The 20772-nt window shown below is 49.7% G+C and carries 18 protein-coding genes; 13 read left to right on the plus strand and 5 right to left on the minus strand.

From position 1 onward, the window contains the following. Positions 1-96: 96 nt before the first annotated feature. The gene (gene prlC, locus EYR25_RS17325; protein WP_133181759.1) at positions 97-2136 is read right to left on the minus strand and encodes an oligopeptidase A; all 2040 of its coding nucleotides are present in this window, start codon (positions 2134-2136) and stop codon (positions 97-99) included. A 268-nt stretch (positions 2137-2404) separates the two neighbouring features. Here prlC and EYR25_RS17330 point away from each other — a divergent pair, with 268 nt between their 5' ends. The 7 genes from EYR25_RS17330 (at position 2405) to EYR25_RS17355 (ending at position 9704) form a co-directional block, all read left to right on the plus strand. Next, positions 2405-3193, plus strand: coding sequence for a hypothetical protein (locus tag EYR25_RS17330; protein ID WP_133181762.1), 789 nt, complete (start codon positions 2405-2407; stop codon positions 3191-3193). Positions 3194-3288: 95 nt separating this feature from the next. Next, the gene (locus EYR25_RS17335) at positions 3289-3804 is read left to right on the plus strand and encodes a hypothetical protein (RefSeq protein WP_133181764.1); all 516 of its coding nucleotides are present in this window, start codon (positions 3289-3291) and stop codon (positions 3802-3804) included. Between the two features lie 167 nt (positions 3805-3971). Then, on the plus strand, positions 3972-5327 hold the full coding sequence (gene gorA / locus EYR25_RS17340; protein ID WP_133181766.1) for a glutathione-disulfide reductase: 1356 nt from the start codon (positions 3972-3974) through the stop codon (positions 5325-5327). A gap of 325 nt (positions 5328-5652) precedes the next feature. Continuing rightward, on the plus strand, positions 5653-5829 hold the full coding sequence (locus tag EYR25_RS21225) for a hypothetical protein (RefSeq protein ID WP_165953520.1): 177 nt from the start codon (positions 5653-5655) through the stop codon (positions 5827-5829). Positions 5830-5832: 3 nt separating this feature from the next. Then, a complete protein-coding gene (gene putP, locus EYR25_RS17345; RefSeq protein ID WP_037427438.1) occupies positions 5833-7329 on the plus strand; it encodes a sodium/proline symporter PutP in 1497 nt (498 codons plus the stop codon). Between the two features lie 9 nt (positions 7330-7338). Beyond that, positions 7339-8445, plus strand: a complete 1107-nt coding sequence (proB, locus tag EYR25_RS17350; protein ID WP_133181768.1) for a glutamate 5-kinase — start codon at positions 7339-7341, stop codon at positions 8443-8445. A gap of 11 nt (positions 8446-8456) precedes the next feature. Beyond that, a complete protein-coding gene (locus EYR25_RS17355; protein WP_133181770.1) occupies positions 8457-9704 on the plus strand; it encodes a glutamate-5-semialdehyde dehydrogenase in 1248 nt (415 codons plus the stop codon). A gap of 92 nt (positions 9705-9796) precedes the next feature. Here the strand turns inward: EYR25_RS17355 and EYR25_RS17360 are convergent, their stop codons facing one another. Further along, positions 9797-10216 carry an SH3 domain-containing protein gene (locus EYR25_RS17360; protein ID WP_133181773.1) on the minus strand — a complete coding sequence of 140 codons (420 nt, stop codon included), beginning with the start codon at positions 10214-10216 and terminating at the stop codon, positions 9797-9799. 447 nt (positions 10217-10663) lie between these two features. Further along, the gene (locus EYR25_RS17365) at positions 10664-12196 is read right to left on the minus strand and encodes a DUF3612 domain-containing protein (RefSeq protein ID WP_133181775.1); all 1533 of its coding nucleotides are present in this window, start codon (positions 12194-12196) and stop codon (positions 10664-10666) included. A gap of 208 nt (positions 12197-12404) precedes the next feature. Between EYR25_RS17365 and EYR25_RS17370 the strand changes: the two genes are divergently transcribed. Further along, positions 12405-12968, plus strand: a complete 564-nt coding sequence (locus EYR25_RS17370; RefSeq protein ID WP_133181777.1) for an aldolase/citrate lyase/malate synthase family protein — start codon at positions 12405-12407, stop codon at positions 12966-12968. Between the two features lie 244 nt (positions 12969-13212). Next, positions 13213-14163 (plus strand): YeiH family protein, encoded by a 951-nt coding sequence (locus tag EYR25_RS17375; RefSeq protein WP_133181779.1) that lies wholly within the window; start codon positions 13213-13215, stop codon positions 14161-14163. A 49-nt stretch (positions 14164-14212) separates the two neighbouring features. On the opposite strand, the gene EYR25_RS17380 is transcribed toward EYR25_RS17375, so the two are convergent. Both EYR25_RS17380 and EYR25_RS17385 read right to left on the minus strand, forming a co-directional pair. After that, positions 14213-14359: a hypothetical protein gene (locus EYR25_RS17380; RefSeq protein WP_083758005.1), complete on the minus strand. Its 147-nt coding sequence runs from the start codon at positions 14357-14359 to the stop codon at positions 14213-14215. 112 nt (positions 14360-14471) lie between these two features. Then, positions 14472-15017 carry a helix-turn-helix transcriptional regulator gene (locus tag EYR25_RS17385; RefSeq protein WP_011718776.1) on the minus strand — a complete coding sequence of 182 codons (546 nt, stop codon included), beginning with the start codon at positions 15015-15017 and terminating at the stop codon, positions 14472-14474. A gap of 144 nt (positions 15018-15161) precedes the next feature. Between EYR25_RS17385 and EYR25_RS17390 the strand changes: the two genes are divergently transcribed. Genes EYR25_RS17390 through EYR25_RS17405 form a run of 4 tightly spaced genes read left to right on the plus strand, consistent with a single transcriptional unit; the run spans position 15162 to position 20746 of the window. Beyond that, positions 15162-16364, plus strand: coding sequence for a metal transporter (locus EYR25_RS17390; protein WP_133181781.1), 1203 nt, complete (start codon positions 15162-15164; stop codon positions 16362-16364). Then, entirely contained in the window at positions 16361-17389 is a 1029-nt protein-coding gene (locus tag EYR25_RS17395) for an efflux RND transporter periplasmic adaptor subunit (protein WP_011718778.1), read from the plus strand. The genes EYR25_RS17390 and EYR25_RS17395 overlap by 4 nt, the downstream gene beginning before the upstream one ends. A gap of 1 nt (position 17390) precedes the next feature. Beyond that, complete coding sequence (locus EYR25_RS17400; protein ID WP_133181784.1) at positions 17391-20444, plus strand: efflux RND transporter permease subunit; 3054 nt, start codon at positions 17391-17393, stop codon at positions 20442-20444. Then, a complete protein-coding gene (locus tag EYR25_RS17405; protein ID WP_088212792.1) occupies positions 20441-20746 on the plus strand; it encodes a DUF3240 family protein in 306 nt (101 codons plus the stop codon). Before EYR25_RS17400 ends, EYR25_RS17405 begins: the two co-directional genes overlap by 4 nt. The last annotated feature ends 26 nt before the right edge of the window (positions 20747-20772 follow it).

The raw sequence follows: 20772 nt of genomic DNA on the forward strand, positions 1-20772 counted from the left end.
TAACAGAGGTCATACCAGAGGGCAAGCGAGATCTAGCTCACAAAAAAGGCGCCAAATAGCGCCTTTTTATGCTCAAGCATTCCTATTGAGTCTGGCTTAAGCTGCAATCCCAGAGTGGCGCAGCAGCGCATCGATACTCGGCTCGCGGCCCATAAACTGTTTGAACAAGTCCATAGGCTCGGCTGAACCGCCCATTTCGAGGATATTGTGCAAGAAGCTACGGCCCGTGTCAGGATTGAAGATACCTTCCTCTTCGAAGCGAGAAAACGCATCCGCCGACAGCACTTCTGCCCACTTGTAGCTGTAGTAACCCGCGGCATAACCGCCCGCAAAAATATGCGCAAAACCATGTTGGAAGCGGTTAAATGAAGGCGGAATTAACACGGCTACCTGACGACGGACTTCATCCAAGGTTTCTTGAATACGCGCCCCTTTAGCTGGGTCAAATTCGTGGTGCAGTCTAAAATCGAACAGTGAAAACTCCAGCTGGCGTAACATCATCATGCCTGATTGGAAGTTTTTCGCCGCTAACATCTTGTCTAACATGGCTTTTGGCAAAGGCTCACCGGTTTCGTAGTGACCGGAGATCTCCGCTAAGGCTTCTTCTTGCCAGCACCAGTTTTCCATAAACTGGCTAGGCAATTCGACTGCATCCCAAGGCACACCGTTGATACCTGACACACCTGCCACGTCGATTTTGGTCAGCATATGGTGAATGCCATGGCCAAATTCGTGGAACAGGGTCGTCACTTCATCGTGGGTGAAGAGTGCCGGTTTGCCATCCACTGGGCCATTAAAGTTACAGGTGAGATAAGCCACGGGCTTTTGCAGACCATTAGGCGTGTGGCGACGCACTCGGCAATCATCCATCCAAGCGCCGCCGCGTTTACCTGTGCGGGCGTATAGGTCTAAATAGAAGCTGCCTCTGTGCTCGCCTGTTTCGTCAAAAATATCGAAGAAACGCACGTCTTTATGCCAACGGTCGAACTCGGTTTGCTCAACAATCTTCAAACCAAAGAGACGTGAGACAGTGTAAAACAAGCCAGATAGCACTTTATCTTCAGGGAAGTAAGGGCGCAGCAACTCTTGAGAAATCTCATACTTATGTTGCTGTAACTTCTCGGCATAAAAACTTAAGTCCCAAGAAGCCATTTCAGTCACGCCATATTGTTCCTGCGCAAAGGCTTTTAACTCGGCTAATTCGGCCTTAGCTTGATCCTTAGAACGCAGTGCCAATTCATTTAAGAAAGCCATCACCTGCGCGGGCGTTTCAGCCATTTTAGTGGCGAGTGATTTTTCGGCAAAGCTATCAAAGCCTAACAACTGTGCCAGTTCATGGCGCAGCGCGAGGATTTCATCCATCAAAGGACCGTTATCAAATTCACCCGCATTCGGGCCTTGATCCGATGCGCGAGTCACAAAGGCACGATAACATTCTTCACGCAGATTACGGTTTTCGCTGTAGGTCATCACGGGTAAATAGGAAGGGAAATCTAAGGTAAATAACCAACCTTCTAGTTCGCGCGCCTCGGCCATTGCTTTCGCTGCTGCTTTGGCAGAATCTGGCAAGCCAGCAAGTTCGGCCTCATCGGTAATTAACTTAGTCCACGCTTGGGTTGCATCCAGTAATTGATTGGAAAAGCCGCTGGTAAGTTCAGAAAGACGCTTAACGATTTCGCCATAACGCACTTTTTGCCCATCGTCTAAGCCGATACCCGAAAGCTCGAAGTCCCGTAAGCTGTGCTCAATCACCATCTGTTGTGCTTGGCTCAATTGGTCAAAGTCTGCCGATGCACGCAGGGATTTATAGGCCTGATACAGCCCTTGGTGTTGGCCAACGTAAGTGCCGTATTCGGATAGCAGCGGCAAACAAGCATCATGGGCGGCGCGCCATTCATCTGTGCTCACCACTGAGTTCATATGGGAGACAGGCGACCAAATCTGGCTTAACTCGTCATCCACTTGCTCGAGCGGGGCGACTAAGTTATCCCAGGTAAAAGGCCCAGGGTTTTGCAGCACTTCATCAATCTTGGCACGACACTGAGCAATGGCCTGCTCAACGGCAACTTGAATGTGTTCAGGTTTAATCTGGGAAAAAAGCGGTAATTTTGCGCCGTTAAGCAAAGGGTTGCTCATAATGGTTCCTCTACAATCTGTGTAGCTAATAAATAAGGGCTTATCTGCTATTTATCAAGGCGAGAAAACCGATTGCCCCCTTCGCAGATACACCTAGCCGTATTCCACAAAGAAAAAAGCGAACAAGTTCACAATTAAGATTTACACCAAATTTACTTACTCAATCTTGACGAGCTGATCGCAAATCGAATCCATTCTCATTAACGATCATATTCGCTTGAGTTAATATCTGCACATATTCCGCATCTTTTATTAGATTGGCTTAAATATGGCAGCTTCACTTCATCCCATCCTTAGTGCCGTCGGTGTGATTAGCGTCATTTGCTTGAGTCACACATGCTTGGCGAACGAGAGCTTAGTGCAAACCGAAGGTGTATCAAGCGGCGTATTACCCGCAACAACCACAGCACCTTGGGCCGCGAATCTAGACTTAGGTTGGGATAGCAAATATGTGTCCCAAGGACGTAACAATCTGGCCGAGGGCGGAATTTATTGGCTAAATGCTAGCGTTCAATACGGTAATCTCACCACCTACGCCCTAGTCGGACGCGGCGATAGCCAAGCTTATACCGAGTGGAATATTGGTCTCGAATACGCATTAAACCTCAGCGAACACTTAGAGGCGAATCTGGGTTATCAGCGGATTGAAGGTTATAGCAGCAGTCGCTGCCAGGATAACGAACTGTTCGCAGAATTAGCCTACACCGCCGCCCCTTGGTTAGTCCCCTCGGTAAATTATGTGTATTCCACCGAGGCTGCCGGCTATTTTGTCGAGCTGAGTCTGCACAGTTATTGGCAACTGAGTGAAAGCTTTACTCTCGCACCTTATATAACCCAAGGGCTTGATTTTAAATATCGAACAGAAGAACACAATGGCCGTAATCACCTCCAATTTGGTTTGGAGGCCAATTATGTTCTGGCCGATAATATGAGTCTCAGTGGCCATATTAGCCACAGCATTGCCCAGAACGATATTGAGCAAGAAGCGGCCACCAATGGCGATTTTAGCTCGCAGGATCAAACCTATGCGGGTATCCATTTCAATATCAACTTCTAAGTTTTTAAGCACGCCTCTGCGTTTGGCAAACTCTCCCTGCTCTAACTACACTCAAGAAGTCGATGGAACGACTCAAATTAAGCGAGGAACAGGGAATGTTAACGCATCATATAAAATGGCTGTCTAACGCATTTATCTTATTGATATTTTATGGCTTATTATCATTTGCGGCCGAGCCAGAATTAGAAGCATTATCCAAACCGACCACAACTGAGCCCCTACCTTTAGGAACCTTACTCGACAGTGAAGGGAAACCGCTTCCGCTCCCGGCTCAACAAAGCGCCTTAGATTACCAATCTCCCGTGATAGACACTGACAATATGCCTGCGAAAACAAATACCCATAAGGCAAAGTCGACGTCATCGAAGAAGAAAAAGCAGAGCCGCAAGCAACAACTCGCCAGCCGAGAGAGGGTCGCTAACGACCCTAGTTGTCGCTGGCTCAATGCCCGCATGTCACAACTCGAGACCCTGATTGGCAACCGCCCCGACAAAGCGGCAAGCTATCAGACCGATGAACTCAGCGCCCGTCAGCTGGAGTGGCAATGCCTCAAATGCGGCGCCGAAGGGCCAAACCAAGACGATCACTATCGCTGCCAATATCGCCGTTAAGCTTGAGCTAACCGCCCAAAGATAAAGTAGGTGCTTTGCTGAGATTTTTTGCGGCAAAACAAGGTCTATACCAAAGCAACCTAATGGGCTGGTCTGCAAACCCATTCCAACCTACAATGACCTTCTGCTAATAAGCACCTCATTCTTAGAGTTAGACGGAGAAACTCATGGCTCAACATTTTGACTATATCTGCCTAGGCGCAGGCAGCGGCGGTATCGCCTCAGCTAACCGAGCTGCCATGCGTGGCGCTAAAGTTCTACTCATCGAAGCGAAACATGTTGGCGGCACCTGCGTAAACGTAGGCTGCGTACCTAAAAAAGTCATGTGGTATGGCGCGCATATCGCCGAAGCCATGAACCTCTACGCCAAAGATTATGGATTTGATGTTTCAGTCAACAAATTCGACTGGAACACCTTAGTGAACAGCCGCGAAGCCTATATCGGTCGTATCCACGAGGCCTACGGTCGCGGTTTTACCAATAACAAAGTCACCCTGCTCAATGGTTATGGCCGCTTCGTTAATGGCAACACCATTGAAGTGAATGGCGAGCACTATACGGCTGACCATATCCTGATCGCCACCGGCGGCGCACCAACTATTCCAAACATTCCTGGTGCGGAATACGGGATTGATTCCGATGGTTTCTTCGCCCTGCGCGAACAACCTAAACGTGTCGCTGTTGTCGGCGCTGGCTATATCGCCGTCGAAGTCGCGGGCGTGTTACACGCGCTTGGCAGCGAGACTCACCTGTTTGTGCGTAAACATGCGCCGCTGCGTAACTTCGATCCTATGCTAATCGATGCTCTCGTCGATGCCATGAAGACCGAAGGCCCAACCCTGCACACCAACAGTGTTCCTCAATCTGTGGTCAAAAATGCCGACAACAGCCTGACTCTGCACCTCGAAAATGGCGAAAGCGTGACCGTTGATTGCCTGATTTGGGCCATTGGCCGCTCACCCGCGACGGGCAATATCGGTTTAGAAAACACCGATGTGCAATTGGATAGCAAAGGCTATGTGATTACCGACGCGCAGCAAAATACCACCCACAAAGGCATTTATTGCGTGGGCGATATTATGGCGGGCGGCGTGGAGCTGACTCCCGTTGCGGTTAAAGCCGGTCGCTTACTCTCCGAGCGCCTATTCAACGGCATGAGCGATGCCAAAATGGATTACAGCCAAATCCCAACCGTGGTATTCAGCCATCCTCCGATTGGCACTATGGGCTTAACCGAGCCAGAAGCCCGTGCGCAATATGGTGATGATAATGTCAAGGTTTACACCTCAGGCTTTACCTCAATGTATACCGCCGTCACTAGCCACCGTCAGGCCTGTAAAATGAAGCTGGTATGCGCGGGCAAAGAAGAGAAAGTCGTGGGTATTCATGGCATTGGTTTTGGTATGGATGAGATCCTCCAAGGATTTGGTGTCGCCATGAAAATGGGCGCCACCAAAGCTGATTTCGATGCCGTTGTCGCCATCCACCCCACTGGTGCTGAGGAATTTGTGACCATGCGCTAAGCGCATGACTCAAGTTTTAAATCAGGCTCAATAGCCTGTGAATGTTGCATTTTATCGAAGCGGTTCTGATATTCTCAGCGCCGCTTTTTTTATGTTCAACGCTAAGCCATCAAGCCTATTTATCCGCTCTCAACATCCCACTCTTTCGCCCCAATTATCGGTTAAAAGCACAGGTAAATTTATCAGTATTCAAATCAATTTCTCTTGCTTTATGCCAATCGAAAGTATGCAAACTGGGCATTTCAACTTGATATTTTGCTAATAAAGATCTTATTATAGTTATAGCACTAACTATTATTCGCTTTAAATAAATCAAGGAGGCATTATGTCAGCTAAGCATGCTGCAGATGAAAACCCCATCTCACAGATCATCCGTTCCACCTGGGAACGCCTTCATGGAACACTACAATATTTCTGCCTGTTCGCCATTCTAAGTACCTATCTCTTTGTCATTTTGAAACCGAGCTTCATTCAAAATAACAAAGCGTTAGGAGGAAAATAATCGATGAATTCCCTCTCTTACGTTTCATTGGCAATTTACTTTATTGCCATGCTCGCTATTGGTTTGTTCGCCTATCGTAAGTCGACCGATGATGTCTCTGGCTACATTTTGGGTGGCCGCCAAGTGAGCCCGCACGTCACGGCTCTCTCGGCCGGCGCCTCGGATATGAGTGGCTGGATGCTGATGGGCCTACCCGGCGCTATGTTTCTGGTGGGGTTTGAAACCCTGTATATCGCCCTCGGATTATTAATTGGTGCTCTAATCAATTATCTGGTTGTTGCCCCTAAATTGCGGGTCTACACCGAGGTCGCCGATAACGCGTTGACTATCCCAGAGTTCTTCGCCAAACGCTTTGGTCAGGCCGATAACAGCATTCGCATTATTGCCGCCGCCATCATAGTGATCTTTTTCACCCTCTATACCTCGGCGGGATTAGTCGCGGGCGGCAAGTTGTTCGAATCCGCCTTTGGGCTGAACTACGATATTGGCCTAGTCGTCACCTTAGCCGTCGTGGTGTCGTACACTCTGCTGGGGGGATTTTTAGCCGTTAGCCTCACCGACTTTGTGCAGGGCTGCATTATGTTTGTCGCCTTGGTCTTAGTGCCTTTCGTGGCATATCAAGAATTTACCAGCGCAGATCGTATGATGAACTTTGCCTATCAGTCGATCCCGCATTTTACTGACGCGATGCAAAATGTGACCCTGCTTGGCTTAATCTCGAGCCTCTCGTGGGGACTCGGGTATTTCGGACAGCCGCATATTATTGTGCGTTTTATGGCGATCCGCTCGGTCGCCGACATTAAAACCGCACGCCGCATCGGCATCAGTTGGATGACAGTGACCATTATCGGCGCCTTAGCGACAGGCTTGGTCGGTATCGCCTACGCCAATAAATTTGGGATGAAACTGTCAGACCCTGAAACCATCTTTATCGTGTTTTCAGAGTTACTGTTCCACCCCTTAATCAGCGGCTTCCTGCTGGCAGCGATTCTCGCGGCCATTATGAGCACGATTTCATCGCAGTTATTAGTCTCGTCGAGTTCGCTGACCGAAGATATTTATCGCACCCTGTCGAAGAAACAAGCGAGCGAGCAAGAGATGGTAAAAATGGGCCGTTACGGGGTTGCTGGTGTTGCCATTGTCGCAACGCTATTGGCGCTTGATCGCTCTAACAGCATCCTCTCCCTCGTGAGTAATGCGTGGGCAGGCTTTGGTGCTGCCTTCGGTCCGCTGGTGCTGTTTAGTTTGTATAAAGCCAATCTCACCCATAAAGCGGCGATTGCGGGGATTATTTCGGGCGCGCTCACGGTACTCTTTTGGATTTACGCCCCCGTGCTTGCCGATGGTAAGGCATTGAGTAGCTTAGTGTATGAGATGATTCCAGGCTTTATTGTCAGCAGCACAGTGATTTATCTGGTGAGCAAATTCGATAACGACCCGTGCGCTAAAACCACGAAGCAGTTCCATCAGGCCGGTCGTGTATTGGCCGAGGAAAGCTAAGGAGGCGTTATGACAGACTCTCCCCGTAAACGTATCGTCGTCAAAGTGGGGAGCGCCTTAATCGCGCCCCACAAGCAAGGTTGCAGCAGCCATTATCTCTTGGGTATCGCGCAGTTTATTACTTACTGCCGCGTCCAAGGTATCCAAGTGGTACTGGTTTCATCCGGCTCGGTTGCCGCTGGGTGGCATCACTTTGAGGGCCAAGCTCAGCCGAGTGTCACGGTCAAAAAGGCCATGGCGGCTGCGGGTCAGGCGGATATGATGGCGACGTGGAATAAGCTATTTGATTTTCCCACAGCCCAACTGCTGCTGACCCATGGCGATTTACGTAATCGCGAGCGTTATATCAGTATTCGAGACACGATTTTTAGCCTGCTCGAACACGGTTTAATGCCAATTATCAATGAGAATGACGCCGTGACCGCCGACAAACTCAAGGTTGGCGATAACGATAATCTCTCGGCCATGGTGGCGGCTGCGGCCGATGCCGACACCTTAGTAATTTGCTCGGATGTGGATGGACTCTACGATCAAAATCCCCACGAATATCCCAATGCCAAGCTGATCAAGCAAGTCACTGAAATCAATGCCGATATCTATGCGATGGCGGGAGGCGCCAGCAGCGATGTTGGCACCGGAGGCATGCGCACTAAGATCCAAGCCGCCGAAAAAGCCATTTCCCACGGCATTGAGACCTTTATTATCAATGGCTTTAATGCCGATTCCTTTAGCCAACTGCTAAAGGGGCAAAATCCGGGCACCCTCTTTACCCCCTACGAAAAACCGATGCAGGAGCATTTGCATTGGATGACCCACACCTCGCAAGCGCAGGGCGAAGTGATCGTCGAGGATGATTTTGACCTCGCGCTCGATCAGCACAGCGAGCAATTAACCAGCGATGATGTGGTTGAAGTCAAAGGGGATTTCTCAGTGGGCGACACCATTCTGGTGCGTAAAGGCGATGGCACTAAGTTAGCAAAAGCCAAATCTAACTACAGCAGTTGCCTACTGAGTTTTATTACCGAGCAGGATGATCAGGCGTTTGCCAGTGAATTCCAGCAAAAAACCGGCCCCATCATTTCCGATAAGAATATCGCCATTCTTAAATCCATTTGAGTGGAGAAACTATGAGCCTAATTAAACAAATATCTGCCGATGCCGCCCATGCGGCCCGCACACTCGCCCAACTCGATGAGTCGTTAAAAAACACCGTATTACTTGATATGGCGCGCTCATTAAGGGAAAAAACCTATGAAATCCAAAGCGCCAACCTGATTGATGTGCACCGTGCAACACAGGACAACTTAAGCCCTGCCATGGTCGATCGCATCACGCTGAACCAGCATCGTATTGAGGCGATGGCGCAAGGAATCGAAACCATCGCCGCCCTGCCCGATCCCGTTGGGCGCGAGCGTTTTATTGGTAAACGACCTAACGGCTTATCTATCAGTAAGATGCGTGTGCCACTCGGCGTGGTGTGTATGATTTATGAGGCGCGCCCTAATGTCACCGCCGATGCAGGCGCCCTGTGCTTTAAATCCGGCAATGCGGTGATCCTGCGTGGCGGTAAAGAAGCACTGCACACCAGCCAAGTGATCGCCAGCATTTTACAGGCGGTACTGACCGCCTATGGTTTGCCTAAAGCACTTATCAGCGTGATCCCAAATCCTGACCGCGCCCTGATGCTCGAACTGATGCAGCAGCGGGAATTTATCGATGTGATCATCCCTCGCGGTGGTGAAGGATTGATTAACTACGTCACTGAAAACAGTAGCATTCCGGTTATTCAACACTTTAAGGGCGTGTGCCATTTATATGTGGATAAGGATGCCAATCAAGATATCGCCTTAGATTTGCTGCTTAATGGTAAAACCCAACGCACAGGAGTGTGCAACGCCCTCGAAGGCTTGTTAGTGCATAAGGATATCGCACCGCGATTCTTGCCCCGCGTCGCCAAAGCACTGGCCGAGCATCAAGTAAAAATCAATGCATGTCCTCCGGCCGCCGCGTATTTCGACGCCTGTACTTATATGGCCGAAGAGGATTTTGGCCAAGAATACTTGGACTTAGAAATCGCCATTCGCCAAGTCGACAGTTTTGAGGTCGCCACCCAACATATAGCTAAGTTTGGCAGCCACCATACCGAGGTGATTTGCACCGACAATGAACTCACCGCCGCCCGCTTTCAACGCGCAGTGGATGCTTCGGTCGTTATGGTGAATGCCTCATCACGCTTTTCCGATGGAAGCGAACTCGGCCTCGGCGCCGAAATCGGCATCGCCACCACTAAGCTACATGCCTACGGCCCCATGGGACTCGAAGCCTTAACCACTGAAAAATATCTGGTTTCAGGCACAGGACAGATTAGAGCTTAGCGATTACCTAGAAGATGTGATTAACTGCCCCAAGATATTCTCCCTTGGGGCTTTATTTAAGTGCTCGCCATTGAAATAGAGCTTCATACTTCTTATACGGCTTTCAAATGTTTCGAAAATACCCAAGCGAGTTTGTCTTGATATAGAAAGGCTTTCCAATCACCGCTTGCAGCAAGCACATTAATACGCTCACCTTTTGAAAGTGCCCCCAGTAACTCCGCATTTTTCTTAGGTTGATTACGGATATTGAGCTTATCGATAGTCACTTCATATACTTGTCCATTCTCCAGAACGGGATTACTCGCCATATCCGCGTTTGGCGATTTGAAATGGCTTGTCTCTTGTGATGCCAAGACGCTAGCACTTGTATTTACCGATCCGATACGACAAGTTTTGCTCCAAGAAATGCAAGAGTTGCCACACGGTTGACCCTTTTTACAGTTTTTGGCGTTGGCAATGGATATTGGATGCCCCAGAACAAAAACTAACAGTAATATCCATAACCTATTCACATTTAACTCCTTTAATATTCTTGCCTCAAAAGAAAGAATTACCGCTAGATTGCTTTAAGCATAGATTTACCGCCCGATGCCGCAGAATACGACTCCCCTCGGAGTTGCCGCAGGGCGAATAGGCAAATTGTGTGAGTGCGGTCATGGATGACCGACTAGCTTTCGCAGGTGCTGGGGCGAATGAAAATCGGTGATTTTCACGCTTATGAGCGAGAGGCAAGGATTGCCGAACTGGAGTGCTTTACATGGATGTAAAGCGAGGACTTCGGAAGCGATAGCAAATTTGCCAATGAGCACAAGGGGCTTTCAACTCCGTTGGGGGCGGCAAGGGAGATCCAAGAGGGAATTGCTGTTGATCCCCTCTTGGTCGGGTGTGGGGTGAAGACCCACGACCTTGATTCACCTCGGCCGTAAGGCCGCAAAACTCAACGTAAATCAAATAGTGATTTACGTTGCCCCATCACACTGCGATTTCCCCGCTTGATAACAGCTGGGTTGCCGTGGGCAGACGGCGCCGCGGGAGCAAATAAGCCGGGCATCATTTTTAATCCCGCGTTCAATCCAGTTGATATTCAATATCTTAGCCACGCTGACCAGATCGCTTTTAATATGCTGAGGAATCGCGACTGAGCCACCGCCAGACACACAGGCGGCTTTTAAATCATGGGCGATAGAGAGTGCATCTTTACCTTGGGCTTCAATGGCTGGATTCAAATCGATACCGGCACAGAGCACATGGGGGTTGCCCGCCGAGTCTTCGACCTTAATCGACTCGCAGCAGTAAATCCGTGGTTCATTGCCCACATTTAAAATCGAAATTTGCGCCGATGTCCCAACTGAAGGTTCGCTGATCATTCTAAACACCGCCCAATGCTGGCAAGGGTCTTCCACCAGCCGCATATTGCCCCAAGGCAGGGGAATGCCATTACCACGGTAAACGGCTTTGAGTTTGCCCGGCGCGTAAGCATCAAAATAATGCCAATGGGGATAAGGCGATACCACAGTCATCCGCCGCATGGCGACCGAGGCCGACACTTGCAGCTGTTTATGCACCTCAATTTCGTAACCGTGGCGGTCGAGTAATTGTCGATAGGGCACCTTAGGGCATAACAGGGCTCCGGCAAAAAAGCTGGATTCGAAGTCGCGCCACGCATGCAAAATATCCTGCGCGTTCAGGGTATTAGACTGCATTGTCACTTCTTCATCCATCTCCAGTTTTCGGCCGGAGATCATCACACTCTTAAGCCCATCTTTGTTGTGCAATACGCAATGACCGATATGGGCGGCGAGATCGTACTTCAGCCGACTGGGGCGATTTTTAAGGACTTTATTGATGTAAATTGTGCTGGGCGGCTCGAAGAAAGAGGTCACTAACTGATGGGAGCTTACGCCGCGCTCGTCGATCACTTCCTGGGGCGTACTATCTATCCATTTGATTTTTAAGCCTACACCCTTGGCAATATCCAGCATCTCCTCGAGGGATAAGGGCATACGTTTTAACCCAACCTCTTCGGCGGCACGTTCAAGATCGGGGAAATGGTTTTGATGGTGTTCCTGATGGGCGCGGATTAACAAATGGGCGAATTGCCGACCCGAGATCCCAGTCTGGGATAGCATTTCAGGAATCGCAATTTGCAAAATATCATTTGAAAACAAAAAGCTGGGTTCGAGCGCCATGCCGCTGATCCCACCACGGCGGCCCTTGTCCGGCGTGATGGCGCTCTCCTCGGGCACGTCGTCTAAAAACCAGTCAACGTCCTTTTGAAAAACCGTGGCAATCACGGCCAACATTTCGGCACTGGGCACGCGTTTTCCACGTTCGATCATCGACAAATATGACACAGAGGGTGCACTGCCCGCATCGACGCGAATGCAACGCGCAGATAAATCTTCCATGGTTAAATTGTTACGTTTCCGTAGGTTACGTATTTTTGTCCCTAGGAAATGTGACTTTCTCATCAAGCTCTGGTCATTGCGCATTTTGTAAAATTCACATTGTAAAATTTTTATTGTGAAATTGTAGTCAAAAAAAGACTAGACTACAAATTAAGCAATCGAGGCAGGTTATCCACCTGACACTGCTTAACCATTAACTCTGTCGGACAAACCAAATTGAAGACAAACGTTGAACCATTAGAAGTGAAATCAAGGCCCTAATTTTTAATTTGAATGTGTAGAGGATACAGCGATGAATATGTCAATTATCAATAGCCACCAGATCCAACCGAATCTAAACAGCTTCATCGCCGAAGAAGTGCTTGCCGTCGCCCAAGTGAACGTGGCCGAACATGAAAAACTTGCCCAAGCGAAGCAGTTCCTCGACCGTCATTTCCCGCTGGATACGGGTTCGCACCAGGATGTGATCAGCTATGTGGTTTACTACCAACACCTGCTGGCATTTTTTGCCGACGGCAGCCACAGCGGATTACGCCAAACCAAGCAGTTTGTTGCCTTTAACGGCACTAAAGATGCGCCAAGCGCCATAGTGTTACAGGACCAAGGCTGCCATGTAGAGTTATGCTTCGACCGCACTGGCATGATAGGCGCAAGGGATTTAGCAAATTTGGAAGATGTGCAAATTGAAACACCAATGGTGCAAGCGACTGAGCCAAAGGACACTCGCAACGCCACATCGCGCCACTGGTTAAGCCTGTTACATGCGGGAATGCCAAGCGCCAACGATATTCAAGACAAGTTATTTACCGCTAAAGATGGTGGTGACTACAGCCTACAAAGTATTGTTAATCTTTAATTTAATCCTACAGTTGGAGGAGATAAAGCCATAGGTGAGTCTCCTCAGCTTTCCTTGATGATCATTCCATCGACCCAACAATCAGTAAAACTGACTCTCAAAATAAATTAAATTGATTTTATTGAAGATTAATTCCATCGCTATAATACCCGCTTTTATCAGCGTCTCTGTTCTAACCTCGTTGCCATATAAAACCACGCTCCAGTAGTTAGAACCAAACAATCAGTCGCAAACCTAAGGCGTTATGAATTTTTCATCGATAGTCTCGCAACTTAAGCAACCCCATCGCCTTGTGTTTATCTGCGCCGCACTGCTGTGCCTCGCGCCTGTTATCTCATCCCCTATGGCACTTGTGCTCGGTTTTACCTTGGCCAGCCTAGGTTGGGTGCCAAACGGCTGGAATATCGCTGCCCTCACCAAAAAATTACTGTCCTATTCGATTATCGGCTTAGGCTTTGGCATTAATTTCAACGCCGCGATTGAGGCCAGTAGTCACAATGTAGGGCTAATTGTCGGCTCGATTATTTTTACGCTGATCTTAGGCTTTATGGTGACTCGCGCCCTGAAGTTTGACCCGATCACAGGGCACTTAATTGCCTCTGGCACCGCCATATGTGGCGGCAGTGCCATTGCTGCCGTATCGCCCGCCATTAATGCCAAACCAGACCAAACCGCCACCGCATTAGCCTGTGTATTTGTACTCAACTCGGTGGCTTTGTTTTTATTCCCCGCCCTCGGGCATTTGCTCAATATGAGCCAGTACGATTTTGGCGTGTGGAGTGCCATTGCGATTCATGACACCTCCTCAGTGGTCGGCGCGGCCTCTGCCTATGGTGATGAAGCACTTAAAACCGCCACCACCATTAAACTGGCGCGCGCACTTTGGATTATCCCCATCGCCCTTGTCAGTGCACTGATCTTTGGCGGCGATAAACGTAAGCTTAACCTACCGTATTTTATTGGATTTTACTGTTTAGCCATCGCAATCGCCCATTGGCTGCCGCAGTTTCAGCCGCTCTACGACACGCTGTTTATGGTGTCTAAACGTACCTTGGTTCTGTGTCTATTCTTGATTGGCGCGGGGATTACGGTGCAAAAAATGCGGGCGAGCGGCCCTAAGCCTTTGCTGCTGGGCGTGGTTCTGTGGGCGGCGATTGGGGTAACGTCTTTAGGTTATATTCTGTATTTTCAATAGATTGGATTTGAGTCTAACTGATCAGATTGACGTGCTAATGCAGGAAGCTTTATTCGGCGTTGGGTTTAATCCGCCAAGCCAACCCCAGTACGCCTAAAAAGGCAGAAAATTCAATCAGCGAGCGGAGTAATCCTGTGGTTTGCGTGGATGCAACCAAGGCAATAAGGCAAAACACAATTAGCAGCGAGTTTTTCAATTGCATCCTCCGACAAACTTAGGGGATGCTCATTATTGTTTAGAACCAAAAAGCCAGCCAATATCGATTTTCAATAACAAATAGCTATAACAACTAAGCCTGAGAGTTTAGGCTAAGCGGCTTTATGGGCGCTATCGGACTCGTTTGCCGCCAGTTCTTGGTTATGTTCTTGAATAAAATCCTCCATAAACCAAGCACAAAAGGTGTGGCGGCCATCCACGGCGGCCTTGCCATAAATGGTCGACGCCTGTTGGCGCACGGTTTTCTCTTTTGTCTGTCTCACTTCGGCAATTTCTTTAAAACTCAGCCCTTTAAGCAATAAAAACGCGACTTGCTGCTCGCTCTTGGTAAAACCCCAAGTATCAAACTGGTTTGCAACGGCTTGGCTGTATTCCTGTCTGGCGGAACGCATTTGAGTCGACATATTGTCGATTTTTTTATCGGCGTACTCGAGGCGTTTTGCTAAGGCTTTAACCTCGCGTGAGCGGCGAATTAAATCGTAACTGAGGTAGATGGCCCCGACTGCGGTGAGCACTAAGAGTATGGCTTCCTGCACTAAATGCCATTGCGGAATGCCTAATTGAATGTCGGAACTAATGTCAAAAAGCTTAAAGCACATGATGAGTGCCAGCAGACCAATAATGACAATATCCTTCATTTAAAACTCCTAAATAAAAGCAAAATCAATCAATTATTTTATGGGACATATGTACCATAGGCGGATTTATGATACAGGTCCCCGACGACTTTCACCCGTCAATCCCTACACTGACAGCATTGTTTAATACCACAGAATCATGTCATGTCTGTCAGTTCGTCTTGTATCAAGTTATGTCTGTTGACCAGCTTAGTCGGCAGTAGTTTCCTTTGTCTTGCGGCGGAAGCCGAACTTTCCCAAGCGCTGTCGAGCAGCCAAGCGAGGTTGACTCATATCACTTCGTCGAATACTCAAGCTGCCAATTTAACCAGCTCGACCTGGCTCTCTGGCCTGCCGAGCATCAGTTTAAGTCACCTCGGGAGTTTGGATAATAGTAACAGCTACGAGCAGGAACTCTCAGTCAATTTGCCATTTAAATCCCCCGCGCTACACAGCAGCGATAAGCAAATAAAACAGCTCGCCGAGCAAATTCATCAGCAACAAATGGCGCTGCAAGGCTTGTATCTCTCGGGATTATTAAGGCAGAGCCTGTGGGAATACCGCCAGAGCGAAGTCAAACTGTCGCAGCTTGAGCGTAAACAGCAGTTGCTCGATAAACTCCATCGCCAGCAAAAACAACTGACCGATGCGGGGGAATTACCACTGGCCAACACCCTGCTGCTGGAGCGGGAAAGTGTCGATATCGCCTTAAGCCGCGCCGACATTCTGCAACAACAAGCCCAATCTTTAGCCCTGTATCAACAGCTAACGGGCCAAGACCGAATGCCCAGCGCGATTGAGGAAACTGACCGCTCACTTGGCAAGGGTGCCGAGACCTTAGCCCAACATCCCCTGTGGCAATTGTTGAAACTACAACAACAGCAACACCTGCTGCTGATCCAAACTCAACAAGCGGGTGAGCGCGATCCTTGGACCGTCTCACTCACGGCAAAAAATACCGCCGATGCGGGTGTGGATGATCAGCAGTTAGGCATAGCCGTGTCAGTGCCCTTAACCTTAGGCTCGGCGCTGTCACAGAGCGATTTATCCCAATGGCAACAAGCAAATACCGAACAAAGCCTCAATCTTGACCGCAGCGCACTCGAGCTTAAAAACCAGTGGGATCAATTGGTCCGCCAGCAAACTAACCTCGTCGAGCAACAGCGCTTACTCACCCAAGCACTCGCCCTCAGTCGCACCATTACCGAGGAACTCGCCAAGGTAAAAGATCAAGATCAGGTGAGTTATGAAGTCTGGCTGCGCCGCTACATGGAGGCGCTCGACACCGAGTCCCGCTTGGCGCTCAACCGCGTCAGCTTGCAACAACTGCATTCTCAACAACTCCAAGCCTTAGGAATTTCATTATGATGGCCAAGTACGGCGCATGCCTTCTCTGTTTATCCGCGAGTGTTGTAGGTTCGGCGCAGGCCGAAAGCTTAGCCATTAGCGCCTTAGGTAATCTCGACCTCAGTTACACCCAACCACAAAGAGTCGCCAGTTATGAGGGCAGCCCACTGCCGGCGCAGGTTGAAATCCTTCCCGGCAATGATTATTGGATCAGCACACCCGAGAATATCCAGCAGGTGCACTTTCTCGTCGGCCAAGGCCAGCGCGTCAGTAAAGGCCAAGCGATAGTCAAACTCACAGGGCCAGAAGTGTTCCACTACCTCGCCCAAGTCGAGGCCGCGGCTAGCCTGTATCAACTCGCCAAGAGTCGCTATGAGCGCAACAAACCTTTGCTCGCCAATGGCAGCATTAGCGCCGAAAAATGGCGTGAGATCAGTCAGGACTATTTCACGACTCACCTCGAATACGAGCATATGCAGCACTTTATGGAGCGCGTCCACAGCACGGATGCGGCAACTGACTCCTTAGTGGTCGCCGCGCCCGTTGACGGTATCGTTAAACTCAATGCCATCAGCGGCCCTTATATGGCGGGGGACCAACTGTTTTCACTGGTGCCCAATAACAGCATCCGCGTCAAAGTGAATGTGCCCACGGGGCAGTCCCATTCCCTGTCGGCCATCAATATCAATCAATGCCATATCGCGATTGAGTCACTGTCGGCGATTGCCGAAGGCGCCTTTGTTACGGCTTGGTCATCGGCGGTGCCGCAGGAATGTAACCTATTGTTAGGTCAGCAAATGACTGTGGTTCCCGAGTATCAAAAGGCCGTGTATTTACTGCCCAAAAACAGTGTGTTTAGTTGGGAGCAGGACAGCCAAGTGTTCACTAAGTCCGATAGCCAGCTCAATGCGCTAACGGTCGATATCTTAGGCTCAACCCCGGAGCAATATATTGTCGCCAGCGATCAAGACTTGAGTCAGCTGCAAGTCCTATCCCAGTCAGTTGCCGCGGTGAAAGGCATCATGCTCGGTTTAGGAGGCGAATAAGATGCTCACCTCAGTGATCCGTTTTTCGCTCACTCAGCGACTGTTTGTGCTGATAGTAGCGCTGATCCTCATGTTGGCTGGTGCACGGGCTTGGTTTGCCATTCCCTTGGATGCCTTTCCGGATATTTCCCCAACCCAAGTGAAGATTATCCTCAAGGCTCCCGGCATGACGCCGGAGGAAATCGAAGCCCAGATTACTGTCCCGATTGAAACCGAGCTTTTAGGTATTCCGCGGCAATCGATTCTGCGCTCGACCACTAAGTACGCCATTAGCGATATCACCCTCGATTTTGAAGAAGGCACGGATATCTATTGGGCGCGCCAACAGGTGAGCGAGCGCCTCACTGCGGTCTGGGACAGTTTTCCCGAAGGCGTGAGTGGCGGCGTGGCGCCCATGAGCACGCCGCTCAGTGAAATTTTTATGTTTTCACTCGAAAACCCCAATCTTTCCCTGCTGGAGCGACGTCAATTACTCGAGTGGGAAATTCGGCCGCTGCTGCGCACAGTACCGGGTGTTGCCGATGTGAATATCCTTGGCGGTTATGCCAAGAGTTTCAGCATCAGCCCTAATCCTGCGGCGATGGCGGCAGCGGGCGTAAGCTTTGCCGCGCTGCAACAGGCAATTGTGGAGAATAATCACAACGAAGGTGCCGGTAAGCTCACCATAGGTACTGACACCATCATAGTGCGCTCCGAGGGACGCATCGATGATATCGACGAGCTCAAACAGCTAGTGATCAAAGCCGATAATGCTAAGGTCTATCGCTTGCAGGATCTCGCCGATATCCAGATAGGCCACCTTGCGCGCTACGGCGCCGTCACTAAGGATGGCAACGAAACCGCCGAAGCCTTAATCATTGCCCTAAAGGATGCTAATACGGCACAAGTAGTTAACAACATTAAGGAAAAACTAGCGCAAATCAGCCTGACGCTCCCCGAAGGCAGCCAGATAAACACCTTTTACGACCGCGCTAACCTGATCAATACTGCCATCGAGACCATCTCCAATGCGCTATTCGAGGCCGTTGTGCTGGTCATCGTATTGCTGGCGCTGTTTTTAGGAAATGTGCGCGCCGCGTTAGTGGTGTCACTATCGTTGCCGCTAGCCGCACTGTTCACCTTTTTGATGATGGATCACTTCAATCTGTCCGCGAACCTGATGAGCCTCGGTGGCCTCGTTATCGCTATCGGCATGTTGGTGGACTCCTCAGTGGTAGTAGTTGAAAACATGGTGAATTTAATCGCCACTAAACAGCGTTTGCCGCGTTTGCACTTGATCTTTCGCGCCACCAAAGACGTCGCCATTCCTGTGGTCTCGGGCACGGTTATCGTGATCATAGTGTTCTCACCACTGCTTACCCTCAGTGGTTTAGAGGGCAAACTCTTTACCCCAGTCGCCATCACCATAGTGTTTGCCATGTTGTCGGCGCTGGTGCTATCGCTGACAGTGATCCCCGTGATTGCCTCGTACCTAGTCAATGAGAATGCCGCGAAAGAACCTAAGGCCGTCGAAAAGCTCAAGCATCTTTATCTTGGCAGCCTAAAGGCCTGCTTTGGTTGGCAAAAACCTTTTATGCTCACCGCCTTTAGCTTACTGATCGTCAGTCTGGGTCTGTTTAGTCTGGTGGGGAAAACCTTTATGCCGACCTTAGATGAGGGCGACATCATTCTTCAGTTAGAGAAATCCCCTTCGATTTCCCTCGACGCCTCCATCGCTATCGATAAACAGATCCAGCAAACCCTGCTAAGCCAAATCCCTGAAATCAAGCAGATGGTGGCGCGAACTGGCGCCGATGAGATTGGTTTAGATCCCATGGGGCTGAACGAAACCGATGTGTTTTTAGAGCTGGCGCCCCGCAGCGAATGGCGTTTTGCCACCAAAGAGCAACTTATCGATGCCATCCGCACTGTGTTGCTTAAATATCCCGGCGTGAACTTTAACTTTACGCAACCGATACAGATGCGCGTCTCCGAAATGCTCACCGGCAGTATTGGCGATGTCGCGATTAAAGTATTCGGTAATGATATCGAGACCTTAGGCAAGCTCACCGGAGAGATAGAACAACTGGTCACCGCCACTCAGGGCAGTGTCGACGTTAAGATGGCGATGATTGAAGGCAGCCCCTTTATCAATCTCACCTTAGATAATGAGCTGGCCCGTGGGTTTGGGATGAGCACTATGGAGTTTGCCCGCTACCTCAAGAGCCAACTCGAAGGCGTGGTCGTCACCGAAGTGCTGCAAGGGAAGAAGCGCACGCCTGTGCTTATCGCTAATAATCAGGCGCAGATAAGCAACATTAACGAACTGCAAAATCAGTTATTGGTAATGCCAGATCATTCCCTAAAACGCCTAAGCGATGTGGCGGTATTGAGCTATAAACAAGGCCCTATCCTGATCGAACGGGAACAGGGAAATCGCTTTTCGGTGATCACCACCAACGTCCAAGGGCGGGATATTGTGGGCTTTGTGGAGGAGCTCAACAGCAAAATCGCCAAGGAGATCAAACTGCCCAGTGGCTATAGCGTTAGCTTCGGTGGCGAGTTTGAAAACCAGCAGCGCGCCACCAGCAATTTATTGCTGGTGATCCCCATTGCTATCGCGCTGATCACTTTGATTTTATTCACCACCTTCGGCTCGCTAGCAAAATCGGGGTTAATCCTCGCCAACGTCCCGTTTGCCATGATGGGCGGTATCGTCAGCTTGTATCTCTCGGGGGAATACCTCTCGGTGCCCGCCTCGGTAGGCTTTATCGCCCTGCTAGGTGTCGCCGTGCTTAACGGCGTAGTGATGGTCAGCTATTACGAACAAACCAAATACTTATTTGGCAGCCTCAGGGAACGGGTCGAACAGGGCGCCGCGCGGCGACTCAGACCCATTCTGATGACGGCCACCACCGCCATGTTTGGTTTGATCCCATTAGTATTCGCCTCTGGCCCCGGTGCTGAAATCCAAAAACCTTTGGCCATTGTGGTGATCGGTGGCTTGCTCACCTCCACTATCACGACCCTGTATTTACTGCCCATGTTGTATTTTTGGCTGGAGAAACGCCGATGAGCACCGAACAACTGCTAGTCCTGATCGCCCAAAACGATATCAAGGACGATATAGTCGATACCCTGATTGAGTTGGAGTTTTTATCCGGCTTTAGCCTAGGCAATATTTGCGGATTTAGCCGCGAGCACAGCCATTTCAATATCAAGGAACAAGTGGAAGGTTATCGAGAGTTTTGTAAGTTTGAGATTATGCACCCTGCAAGCCAGCAAACCGCTTTGCTTGAGGCACTAGCAAAGGTCTGTAAACACAACCCTTGCCGTTATTGGATTATGCCCATCTATCAAAACGGCACGCTTTCCTAACGATAAAGGGCATACAGAACCTGCTG

It is taken from the genome of Shewanella decolorationis, from assembly GCF_004354305.1.
In the GTDB taxonomy this organism is placed as follows: domain Bacteria; phylum Pseudomonadota; class Gammaproteobacteria; order Enterobacterales; family Shewanellaceae; genus Shewanella; species Shewanella decolorationis.

Bases quoted from the DNA above. Each gene is read 5' to 3' on its own strand.
- gorA (WP_133181766.1), top strand. From the start codon at position 3,972: ATGGCTCAACATTTTGACTATATCTGCCTAGGCGCAGGCAGCGGCGGT.
- EYR25_RS17390 (WP_133181781.1), top strand. From the start codon at position 15,162: ATGTCTGTCAGTTCGTCTTGTATCAAGTTATGTCTGTTGACCAGCTTA.
- EYR25_RS17405 (WP_088212792.1), top strand. From the start codon at position 20,441: ATGAGCACCGAACAACTGCTAGTCCTGATCGCCCAAAACGATATCAAG.
- EYR25_RS17355 (WP_133181770.1), top strand. From the start codon at position 8,457: ATGAGCCTAATTAAACAAATATCTGCCGATGCCGCCCATGCGGCCCGC.
- EYR25_RS21225 (WP_165953520.1), top strand. From the start codon at position 5,653: ATGTCAGCTAAGCATGCTGCAGATGAAAACCCCATCTCACAGATCATC.
- EYR25_RS17370 (WP_133181777.1), top strand. From the start codon at position 12,405: ATGAATATGTCAATTATCAATAGCCACCAGATCCAACCGAATCTAAAC.
- EYR25_RS17400 (WP_133181784.1), top strand. From the start codon at position 17,391: ATGCTCACCTCAGTGATCCGTTTTTCGCTCACTCAGCGACTGTTTGTG.
- EYR25_RS17330 (WP_133181762.1), top strand. From the start codon at position 2,405: ATGGCAGCTTCACTTCATCCCATCCTTAGTGCCGTCGGTGTGATTAGC.
- putP (WP_037427438.1), top strand. From the start codon at position 5,833: ATGAATTCCCTCTCTTACGTTTCATTGGCAATTTACTTTATTGCCATG.
- EYR25_RS17335 (WP_133181764.1), top strand. From the start codon at position 3,289: ATGTTAACGCATCATATAAAATGGCTGTCTAACGCATTTATCTTATTG.
- prlC (WP_133181759.1), bottom strand. From the start codon at position 2,136: ATGAGCAACCCTTTGCTTAACGGCGCAAAATTACCGCTTTTTTCCCAG.
- EYR25_RS17375 (WP_133181779.1), top strand. From the start codon at position 13,213: ATGAATTTTTCATCGATAGTCTCGCAACTTAAGCAACCCCATCGCCTT.
- EYR25_RS17395 (WP_011718778.1), top strand. From the start codon at position 16,361: ATGATGGCCAAGTACGGCGCATGCCTTCTCTGTTTATCCGCGAGTGTT.
- EYR25_RS17365 (WP_133181775.1), bottom strand. From the start codon at position 12,196: ATGCGCAATGACCAGAGCTTGATGAGAAAGTCACATTTCCTAGGGACA.
- proB (WP_133181768.1), top strand. From the start codon at position 7,339: ATGACAGACTCTCCCCGTAAACGTATCGTCGTCAAAGTGGGGAGCGCC.
- EYR25_RS17385 (WP_011718776.1), bottom strand. From the start codon at position 15,017: ATGAAGGATATTGTCATTATTGGTCTGCTGGCACTCATCATGTGCTTT.